12 protein-coding genes, 1 tRNA gene and 1 pseudogene are annotated in these 9,375 nt (G+C 31.6%); 7 read left to right on the forward strand and 7 right to left on the reverse strand.

Annotation, left to right across the window (positions count from 1 at the left end):
• The first annotated feature begins 361 nt into the window (after positions 1–361).
• From idi to PHC28_RS11335, 7 genes are all read left to right on the forward strand, one after another.
• Positions 362–889 (forward strand): isopentenyl-diphosphate Delta-isomerase, encoded by a 528-nt coding sequence (idi, locus tag PHC28_RS11305; RefSeq protein ID WP_300100220.1) that lies wholly within the window; start codon positions 362–364, stop codon positions 887–889.
• A gap of 72 nt (positions 890–961) precedes the next feature.
• Entirely contained in the window at positions 962–1,372 is a 411-nt protein-coding gene (locus PHC28_RS11310) for a 6-carboxytetrahydropterin synthase (RefSeq protein WP_300100223.1), read from the forward strand.
• Entirely contained in the window at positions 1,372–1,830 is a 459-nt protein-coding gene (locus PHC28_RS11315) for a peroxiredoxin (protein ID WP_300100226.1), read from the forward strand. The genes PHC28_RS11310 and PHC28_RS11315 overlap by 1 nt, the downstream gene beginning before the upstream one ends.
• Before the next feature lie 112 nt (positions 1,831–1,942).
• On the forward strand, positions 1,943–2,905 hold the full coding sequence (locus PHC28_RS11320; RefSeq protein WP_300100229.1) for a type I phosphomannose isomerase catalytic subunit: 963 nt from the start codon (positions 1,943–1,945) through the stop codon (positions 2,903–2,905).
• Positions 2,906–2,962: 57 nt separating this feature from the next.
• Complete coding sequence (locus tag PHC28_RS11325; protein ID WP_300100232.1) at positions 2,963–3,232, forward strand: hypothetical protein; 270 nt, start codon at positions 2,963–2,965, stop codon at positions 3,230–3,232.
• A 75-nt stretch (positions 3,233–3,307) separates the two neighbouring features.
• Positions 3,308–3,381: transfer RNA gene (locus PHC28_RS11330), tRNA-Thr, on the forward strand.
• Between the two features lie 132 nt (positions 3,382–3,513).
• Positions 3,514–3,972 (forward strand): DUF5362 family protein, encoded by a 459-nt coding sequence (locus PHC28_RS11335; RefSeq protein WP_300100235.1) that lies wholly within the window; start codon positions 3,514–3,516, stop codon positions 3,970–3,972.
• A gap of 95 nt (positions 3,973–4,067) precedes the next feature.
• Here the strand turns inward: PHC28_RS11335 and PHC28_RS11340 are convergent, their stop codons facing one another.
• From PHC28_RS11340 to PHC28_RS11370, 7 genes and pseudogenes are all read right to left on the reverse strand, one after another.
• On the reverse strand, positions 4,068–4,778 hold the full coding sequence (locus PHC28_RS11340) for a DUF4369 domain-containing protein (protein WP_300100238.1): 711 nt from the start codon (positions 4,776–4,778) through the stop codon (positions 4,068–4,070).
• 124 nt (positions 4,779–4,902) lie between these two features.
• Entirely contained in the window at positions 4,903–6,765 is a 1,863-nt protein-coding gene (locus PHC28_RS11345) for a peptidase M61 (RefSeq protein ID WP_300100241.1), read from the reverse strand.
• A gap of 121 nt (positions 6,766–6,886) precedes the next feature.
• Positions 6,887–7,165, reverse strand: a complete 279-nt coding sequence (locus tag PHC28_RS11350; protein WP_300100245.1) for a DUF2805 domain-containing protein — start codon at positions 7,163–7,165, stop codon at positions 6,887–6,889.
• Between the two features lie 96 nt (positions 7,166–7,261).
• Positions 7,262–8,104 (reverse strand): sterol desaturase family protein, encoded by an 843-nt coding sequence (locus PHC28_RS11355; RefSeq protein ID WP_300100248.1) that lies wholly within the window; start codon positions 8,102–8,104, stop codon positions 7,262–7,264.
• 151 nt (positions 8,105–8,255) lie between these two features.
• Complete coding sequence (locus PHC28_RS11360) at positions 8,256–8,486, reverse strand: uroporphyrinogen decarboxylase (RefSeq protein ID WP_300100251.1); 231 nt, start codon at positions 8,484–8,486, stop codon at positions 8,256–8,258.
• Between the two features lie 89 nt (positions 8,487–8,575).
• On the reverse strand, positions 8,576–8,980 hold the full coding sequence (locus PHC28_RS11365; RefSeq protein ID WP_300100254.1) for a DUF2721 domain-containing protein: 405 nt from the start codon (positions 8,978–8,980) through the stop codon (positions 8,576–8,578).
• A gap of 130 nt (positions 8,981–9,110) precedes the next feature.
• A pseudogene (locus PHC28_RS11370) lies at positions 9,111–9,375 on the reverse strand (molecular chaperone HtpG); the annotation flags it as partial.

Raw genomic sequence — 9,375 nt, forward strand, 5'->3', positions numbered from 1 at the left:
ATATAGTTTTGTTTTTTTGTTGTTTGCCCACAGGCTTGAAACATAAATAGCGGAATCAAGAATAGGAAGATTCGGATTGGGATTGTTGGTTTCATATTTTCTTTTTTTATACTCCAAAAGTATAATGTGCTTGAGTATGAAAATGTCAGATACTTTACAAATAAATTATTATTTGGCTGAAATTTAACAGCTCCCAAACTAATTAAAATAATTTTAACTTTAGAATATTACATAATTGTTACTCATTTTCAGACACTAAAATTACTATTTTCAATTATTATACAGGCGTTAAACTTTTCACAAACTTTTTACAGCGCAAAAACTAATTTCTTTTTTCGTAATTTTGACAAGCTAAAATAATATGAAAGAAGAAAACGTAATATTAGTAAACTCCAAAGATGAGCAAATAGGATTAATGCCTAAGCTCGAAGCCCACGAGAAAGCAGTTTTGCATCGTGCCTTTTCGGTATTTGTTTTAAACAACAAAAACGAAATTATGCTCCAACAACGAGCGCATCAAAAATACCATTCACCATTATTGTGGACAAATACTTGTTGCAGTCACCAGCGTGAAGGCGAATCTAATATTCAAGCTGGAAGCCGCAGATTGTTTGAAGAAATGGGTTTCAAAACTGACCTGAAGGAATTGTTTCATTTTATATATAAAGCCCCTTTTGACAATGGATTGACAGAGCACGAACTCGACCACGTGATGATTGGTTATTATAATGACGAGCCAAAAATAAATGTAGATGAAGTTGAAAATTGGAAATGGATGAGCATCGAAGAAGTCAAAAATGATATTCACTTGCATCCTGAAATTTATACTGTTTGGTTTAAAATAATTTTCGACGAATTTTATCATTTTTTAGAAGAACATAAGATTTAAGATTGCAGATTTGAGATTTCAGAATGCAGAAATCCAAAATCTAAAATATAAAATCCAAAATCATAAATCCCTATGAGAGTAACCGTTTCGAGAAAAGCCCATTTCAACGCAGCCCATCGATTGTATCGAAAAGATTGGACTTTCGAGCAAAACGATGTTGTTTTTGGCAAATGCAACAATCCTAATTTTCACGGACATAATTATGAATTGATAGTAAGTGTTACGGGGAAAATTAATCCTGAAACAGGTTATGTGATGGATATTAAAGATTTAAGTGATTTAATTTTTGAAGAAATTGAAAAACCTTTCGATCATAAAAACTTGAATTTGGATGTTCCTGAATTTGAAAATCTAAATCCAACGGCCGAAAATATTGTTGTGGTAATTTGGAATAAAATTAGAAAAAGAATAAAACCCGAGTTTGATTTAGAAGTGGTTTTATATGAAACTCCAAGGAATTTTGTGACCTATAACGGGAAATAATGGCACTACAAGTAGGAGATAAAATCCCCAAATTTTTAGCAAAAGACAGTTTTGGAAATGATTTTGATAGTACATCGGTCGTGGGCAAAAAACCTATTGTGTTCTATTTTTATCCAAAAGATAATACACCAAGTTGCACGGCTCAAGCTTGTAGTTTTAGAGATCAATACGAAGACTTCAAAGATATGGGAGCCGAAGTTATAGGAATAAGTAGTGACAGTATTGCTTCGCACGAAAAATTCATTCAAAAATACAATCTACCCTTTATTTTGCTTTCCGATTCGGATAAAAAAATCAGGAATCTTTTTGGCGTAAAAGCCAATTTATTTGGTTTAATTCCAGGAAGAGTGACTTATGTTGTAGACAAAAATGGAATTATTCAATTAATTTTCGATAGTTTAACGGCTACGGATCATATCCCAAAAGCTTTGGAATCAATTAAAAAAATGATAGCATAAAAGAGGAAATAGTATCCTAAATATTGACTGATATTTTTTTGCTATTCATTTCATTAATAAAAAGTTAATTATAAATAATAGTTGTTCAACACATAATAAAAAAACAAAAAAAATGAAATTATATCCATTACAATTTGAGCCTATTCTAAAGGAAAGAATTTGGGGAGGAGAAAAATTAAAAACGATTTTAAATAAACCCATAACTTCGAAAATTACGGGCGAAAGTTGGGAACTCTCCACAGTCGAAGGCGATGTAAGTGTGGTTTCTAATGGTGGTTTGGCAGGAAAATCACTTAATGATTTGATTAATTTAAACCCTGAAGCTATTTTAGGAACTGAAGTTTATAAAAGATTTGGTAAACAATTCCCCTTGCTATTTAAATATCTTGATGCTCGCGAAGATTTGTCTATACAAGTGCATCCTAATGATGAATTGGCCAAAAAACGTCATAATTCCTTTGGAAAAACCGAAATGTGGTATGTAATGCAGGCAGATGAAAATGCTAGTTTAATCGTAGGTTTCAAGGAGAATTCTAATGCTGATGAATATGTAGAAAATCTAAAAAATAAAACTTTACTTTCTATTCTTGACAATGTAAAAGTGGAAGTTGGTGATGTTTTCTTTTTAGAAACAGGAACAGTTCACGCCATTGGAGCTGGATTGGTTATTGCCGAAATTCAACAAACTTCTGACATTACCTACCGATTATACGATTTTGATAGAGTGGATGCGGCAGGAAATCATAGAGAATTGCACGTCGATTTAGCTTTGGAAGCCATTAATTATAATAAAATAGATACTTATAAAAAATATTCCAAGGACTTGAATCAATCGAATACAGTTGTAGATTGTCCTTATTTTACGACTAATTTTCTACCATTAGAAGGAAAAGTTGCGGTAAACAAGTCGGGAGAATCATTTACTGTTTATATGTGTGTTGATGGCAGTTTTGAATTGGAATATGAAGGTGCAAAATTCGAATATATAAAAGGCGATACTGTTTTGATTCCTGCTGCTTTGAAGTCATTCATTCTCAACGGAAAAGCTTCGATTTTAGAAATTTATATTTCATAGTCGGTAATAGAAAGATTATATGTACTTTTGCAATCGCAAATTAAAATTAAAAATAAAATGGCAAACGTCAAAAATTTAAAGAAAGACATCAACTACGTATTAGGAGATATTATTGAAGCAGTTTACTTGTTTGAAATTACTACAACAGGAAAACCAACAACAGAAACTAATGCTTTAATCGATGAAGCAATTGCTGCTTTTGATACTTTGATTACTAAAGTAAACGCTAAAAAAGTAGAAGATAAAAAAGCCCACTTCAAACAAATTAATGTTGAGTTGGAACAAACTGCAAATCAATTGATTGCCAAAATCAACGATTTACAGTAAAAAAAGTTAGCAAAAAAGATTGAATTTCTTTTGTAAAATTGAAATTCAAACTTATATTTGCAGCCGTAATGAGTCGCCAGCGTAGCTCAGTTGGCTAGAGCAGCTGATTTGTAATCAGCAGGTCGTGGGTTCGAGTCCCTCCGCCGGCTCAATCGAAAACCGTAAGTTTATAGCTTACGGTTTTTTTATTTTGTATTTTTCTGAACGAAAAATTACATTTCTATATTATAATTATTATAAAATTTTTATTAGATTTGATGTCTAACCAAAAATAATTAGATATGGAAGAGAATTCAACTTTTGAAATGCAACTCAATGAATCCGCAAAAGGATTTTTGAAAGAGATAGCCAAATGGGCTTATTTTTTATCTATTCTTGGTTATATCGGAATTGGTTTGATTGTTTTGATGGCTGTTTTTGCAGGCGCATTATTCTCATTTATTGGCAGTATGTCACAAGAAATGGGAGGAGGTTTTGGTTCTATGGGAGGATCGTTTATCTCGGGTTTGTATTTGGTGATGGCAGCACTTTATTTCTTTCCAGTCTATTATTTGAATAAATTTGCTTCAATAGCAAAGGCTGCTTTAAGAGATAATAATTCAGAATCACTTGCTTCTTCTTTAGAATATTTGAAATCGCATTACAAATTTATGGGGATTTTGATGATAGTTATGATGTGTTTGTATGCTTTAATAATAGTAATAGCAATAATTGCAGCAGTAGCTTTTGGACTGAGATAATAATAAGGAATTTATAGTTCAATATTTTTTATCACAAAAAACCCATCTTGTTCTTAAAAAACAAGATGGGTTTTGTATTTAAACACCGAAGATTATTACTGTTGCTTTTTAATTTTGGCAACATATTCGGTCAACTTTTTTCCATAAAGCGATTGAGCTACTTTTGGTGACATCGATTTTTGAATGGTGTCTAAATATTTGATATTGATGTCATATATGTCGGACAAAGCGATGTAAGGAGCAACTTCGTAGTCTCTATTGTTTATAGCAAAATTAGTAGCAAACAAATATTTGCGTTTGGTGTTGTTATCTTGTTTTGTATTTAAACTGTCAATCGCTTTCGAGTTTTTACTTTTGATGGCGTTGAATTTCTTTTCAATCATGTCAAGATTTTCATCTCTAAAGCGACTATTTATTTTTTGATACTCTTCATATTTATCTTGGTTTTTTGAGCCAGTTATTTTTGCACTCGCAATATAAGAATCCAGATTAGTGTCAATAGTAATGTTTCCAGCTTCGGCAAAAAACAAAATGTTGTTGTCCATTGAATTGGTAACACCTCTATCTAAAAACAGATACAACATTTCTGGGGATTTTAAATCGATGTCTGTTTCGAAAGTTGATTTTCCGTCGATATTTATTGTATCTATAGCAACAAGACTTGTGTCAACTACTCTTTGAATGTATAAAGTTCCTTTTTTTAAACCTTTGATATTTCCCGTTAAATGTAAATTTGTTTTTGATACTTCCTTGTTACAAGATGACAATAGAAGAAGGGTAAAGAAGGCAACAATTGATTTTTTCATAGATGGTTTTGTTTTTTGCAAAATAAAGGAAATTGTTGGAAAGATTAGTTATTGTTCTCATTGAATTTCAAAAAAAAATCCCAATCTATTGCTAAATTGGGACTTTCTTTTCTGCTAATTGTGATTATCCTTTTAGCCAAGCTTCTTTTAATGCTGATTTTGAAGCATCGGTTGCCTCGAAACTTTCTTTTTCCTCGTAAGGAAGTTTTACTGTTCCTTTGATGATTTGCTCTTTGCCGTCACGTTTTATTTTCACTATGATTGTATCATTTTCTTTCCAGTTTTGGCTAATCGTAATCATATCATAAATATTATCCAATGAATAAGATTTGTCATTGATTGTCATTATAATATCTCCACCTTTAAGTCCAAGATTGTTGTAGAATTCGTTTAATTCAATATTTGGAACTACGATGATTTCCTTAGTACTTCTATCTACTGAAATGTATCTCACATTGCCTTTCATGAAGACACTACCAGCTGTTTTTTTAGTTGATTTTGTAACTCCAACTCTCGCCAAGTAGTTTTCATAAGGAATAGGAGTGGGTCCAGCAACGTAGGTTTTCAAGAATTCGCCCACTTCTGGATAAGTTAATTCGGTAATTTTTGCAAAAAGTTCATTATCATTGAATGCTTTTGAAACTCCATATTCATTAGATAGTTTTTGCATTAAGTCTAGAATTCCTCTTTCTCCGTGACTGTTTTCTCGGATAATTATATCCAGACACATTCCTATTAACGCTCCTTTTTGATACACATTCAAATATTGGTCTTTGTATGGTTTTTCTAATACATTGGCACTCATTGTTGTGAAAGGCATTGTGTCATTAAGGGTTTTTGCACGTTCAATTTTTTCTGCCATTCTGGTATAGAATTCATCTTCTGTTATCAATCCTTGATTCACTTGAAAAAGATTGGCAAAATATTCAGTAACACCTTCATACATCCATAAATGTTCTGACATTTTTGGTGCATTGTAGTCGAAATTTTGAATTTCCTGTGAGTGAATTGTCAAAGGAGTTACAATATGGAAAAACTCATGAGAAACAACATCTTTTAATTGTTCAGCCAAGGCTTCTTTTCCCATCATTTCTGGCATAACAACAGTTGTTGCAGTTGGGTGTTCTAATGCTCCAAATCCACGTGCATCTGGTTTCGCCATATCAGCTAAGTAGATTAGTACGCTATATTTTTTTGTGGAATTAAATTTTCCCAAAAATGTTTTTTGCGCAGTCATCATTGTTTTCATTCCTGGCGTAATATCTTCGGCAGTCAATTTTCCGTTAGGAGAATATACTGCAATTTGAATATCCATTCCATTTACATTGAATGAAGTATAGTTTGGTTTAGAATACATTATAGGATTTTCGACCAATTCAGCATAACGAGATGTTGTAAATAAATCATTTGTGGTTGATGTATCTTGGTCAATCATTGAGGTTGCACCCCAAAGGTCAGCTGGATGTGAAATGTTTACTTTGTAAGGAATAGCCATATAATTTTTAAAATAACCTACAAAACAATGTGTGTTAAGCATTACATTTTTACCCGCATCAATGTTTGAACCTGTTGGTGAAAATATATCATCACCACCAAAACCGCTTCCTTTTTCAGTGTCAAAAGTGTCATTAACTAAATAAGTTATTTTGTCTAAAGTTTTTGCTTTAGAAATAGACCACGAATTATCATCTGTTTTTTTTACTTCTAACAAGTTTCCTTTGTTGTCAAAAGCTTTAAAATCATCAATATATCTTCCGAAATTATCATCTGAATAAGTGCCTGGAACCATTTTTGGTATGCCGTAAGTTACTTCGTCAGTTAGAATTTTTGGTGATTTAACCGTAACCAAAACTTTATCATCTTTGATTTCGTTTAGATTAATTGTTACTTGTACTTCTTGCTTTGTAGAAGTAGCAATTGAAGAACTGGCAGTTTTGCAACTCCAAAGAACGGTTGCAAATGCAAATACAAAAATTATTTTTTTCATTTTATTATTTTTTTTGTTTTAGAATAAGTCTTGAAAAGTCGAAATTGTTACAAGGCGTTTATAATTTTTACGAAGTTATGCATACTAAAATAAAAAACTCCTGAATTCAGGAGTTTAATACTTAATCAAGTTTGTTTTTTATATAGTATTTACCATCTAAATCTTCGTCGAAATCGTCTATTTTAATGGGTTTTGGTTTTGGTTTATTTGCTGCTGCTTTCTTTTTCCACATTTCAAATTTTTCTGCAGGCATCTTTTTTTTCATAATTTCAAGAACCTCTTTTTCGGCTAAGCCAAATTCTTTTTTGATGATTTCAAAAGGATTTCTTTCTTCTAAAGCGAATGTAACAAGTTTTTCTGTTTCTTCCCAGGTTAATTCTTTGCGGTTACTCTTTTTCATCAGGTGAAAATTAATTCAAATAGGTTGTTAATGATTAATAAATTTAGATTCTGTATTATGTGCCAATATTAATAAAAAAAGTAATCACTTTTTATCTTAAGTAGATATTTTTTGGTCGTTTGAAGGAAAAGGTTGCTTTTGGAAAGGAATTTTTAATAAATTTCCCAGTTCATTGTTCTCTTTTGGATTCATATGGGTATCAATACCATAGATAATTTTATCTTTTGGGAGAGTCATATGTGTTCCGAAAATTCGATCCCAAATCGAAAAAATATTGCCGTAATTACTATCTGTATAAGGCAAAGCATAATGATGATGTACCTTGTGCATATCTGGTGAAACAATTAAATAACTCAGAAAATCATCTAGTTTTTTGGGCAATGCAATGTTAGCGTGAGTGAATTGTGTCGAAATTACAGAAAGAGTTTGATACATAAAAACCAGCCACATTGGAGTTCCAACGATTAGAATTCCAAGGGTTGTAAATACAAATCGGATAACACTTTCGCCAGGATGATGTCTATTACCTGAAGTAGTATCAACCCAAGTATCTGAATGATGAATCAAATGGAATCGCCACATAAACTTAATTTTATGTTCAGTAAAATGGGCTAAATAAGCTCCAATAAAATCTAATAATAGCAACCCTACAATTGCATAAAACCATAAAGACATTGGTGGTAGCCATTGTAAAACACCAAAATTATTAGCAATAGTCCAATCGGAAGTTTTTAATAAAATAAACGCTAACGAAAAATTGATGATAATGGTCGTTAGCGTCAAAAAAATATTGATGCTGGCGTGATGCCATTTCTTATAGGTAAATTTAAAAAGAGGAAAAGCATTTTCTAGTAGCCAAAATAAGGTAATTCCACTCACGAGAATTAAACTTCTATGAGAAGAAGGAATTGTAGAAAAATAAGAAACAATTTCGTTCATAAATCAAATATTTGATTCCAAATATATTAATTTTCTGTTGAAATTGTAGTTTTTAGATTTGGAATAATTGATTTGTAAAACAAACAAAAAAGCGATTTATTGCTTTCTAAATCTCTTATAATCAAATTTGTTTTCACGAAACTAATAACAATTAGCGGTTTCGAAAGTGCTTTGTTAAATAATAAACATTTACTCCTAATATGAAGGTGTTAGAAATAATTATCGGCCAAGATGTTGCCAGCATAAAACCATAAACAACAAACAATAAGCATCCCGTTGAATTTATAATTCGTAGTGTATTTATGTTTTTCATTAGAAATGAAATCATTAATACTAATGAAGCTAAATAACCCACCCATTCTGTAACTGAAATATCAAACATTTTTATTTTTTTAGTGAAGGCAAAGATAGAGTAATGAATTCAGACTCTAGAGGAGTAAAATACATTTTATTTGTGATTGTAAAATATCGTTACTCCATTTCTTTTTTCACGCCCAAATCACTTAAATGCAAACGTAGGGCATCTACTGAAATATTGATTTCCCAAAAGGATAATCCTAAAGAAATCAATAAACTAAGCAAACTCAAGCCGAAAAGATAAACGCCGAAAAGCTGTTGTTCTAAAAATAGTAATAACATTGTGAATACCGACAGGAATAAACTCAAGACTCCAGCCATTTGCATGTAACGAATAAGCGTTAAGCGTAAATTCAGGTTTTTGATTTCCAATAAAACCAAACTGTTTTCTTTTTCCTTGTAGGCTTTTTTAAGTCCTCTTATTATGGTTGCAATAGTTAGGAATCTGTTGGTATAAGCCAATAAAATTAATGATGTTGCCGAGAAAAGAAGGGCGGGAGTTTCTATGTGTAAAGTCATTGTATAGTGTTGATTTATGAATTCAAAGTTCGTCTTTTTTGTTTAGCATTCAATCTTTTTTCAAACAAAAAACCTGCAAGTTTTCACTCGCAGGTTATAGTTCCTCTCCTTCGGAGGGGTTAGGGGAGGATTATTTTATCAAATCAAAACTTCTCTTCACAAAAGCAGTAAGCTCTTCGCCTTTCAATAGGTTTTGAGATAATTTTGCCAAATCTAAAGCTTGTTTTACCAAACCTTCCTGGGTTGTTTTGTCTTCGGTGTTCAAGATATTGGAAGCTAAATCCGAGTTGGTATTTACCACCAAATTATACATTTCTGGCATATTTCCCATTCCGAACATTCCACCACCACCAGATTGACTCATTTCTTTCATACGACGCATAAATTCTGGCTGC

The sequence above is a fragment of the Flavobacterium sp. genome (assembly GCF_028712645.1).
Lineage (GTDB): Bacteria > Bacteroidota > Bacteroidia > Flavobacteriales > Flavobacteriaceae > Flavobacterium.

Excerpts from the sequence above, each read along its gene's own strand:
- idi (WP_300100220.1), top strand. The coding sequence starts at position 362 with ATGAAAGAAGAAAACGTAATATTAGTAAACTCCAAAGATGAGCAAATA.
- PHC28_RS11310 (WP_300100223.1), top strand. The coding sequence starts at position 962 with ATGAGAGTAACCGTTTCGAGAAAAGCCCATTTCAACGCAGCCCATCGA.
- PHC28_RS11315 (WP_300100226.1), top strand. The coding sequence starts at position 1,372 with ATGGCACTACAAGTAGGAGATAAAATCCCCAAATTTTTAGCAAAAGAC.
- PHC28_RS11320 (WP_300100229.1), top strand. The coding sequence starts at position 1,943 with ATGAAATTATATCCATTACAATTTGAGCCTATTCTAAAGGAAAGAATT.
- PHC28_RS11325 (WP_300100232.1), top strand. The coding sequence starts at position 2,963 with ATGGCAAACGTCAAAAATTTAAAGAAAGACATCAACTACGTATTAGGA.
- PHC28_RS11335 (WP_300100235.1), top strand. The coding sequence starts at position 3,514 with ATGGAAGAGAATTCAACTTTTGAAATGCAACTCAATGAATCCGCAAAA.
- PHC28_RS11340 (WP_300100238.1), bottom strand. The coding sequence starts at position 4,778 with ATGAAAAAATCAATTGTTGCCTTCTTTACCCTTCTTCTATTGTCATCT.
- PHC28_RS11345 (WP_300100241.1), bottom strand. The coding sequence starts at position 6,765 with ATGAAAAAAATAATTTTTGTATTTGCATTTGCAACCGTTCTTTGGAGT.
- PHC28_RS11350 (WP_300100245.1), bottom strand. The coding sequence starts at position 7,165 with ATGAAAAAGAGTAACCGCAAAGAATTAACCTGGGAAGAAACAGAAAAA.
- PHC28_RS11355 (WP_300100248.1), bottom strand. The coding sequence starts at position 8,104 with ATGAACGAAATTGTTTCTTATTTTTCTACAATTCCTTCTTCTCATAGA.
- PHC28_RS11360 (WP_300100251.1), bottom strand. The coding sequence starts at position 8,486 with ATGTTTGATATTTCAGTTACAGAATGGGTGGGTTATTTAGCTTCATTA.
- PHC28_RS11365 (WP_300100254.1), bottom strand. The coding sequence starts at position 8,980 with ATGACTTTACACATAGAAACTCCCGCCCTTCTTTTCTCGGCAACATCA.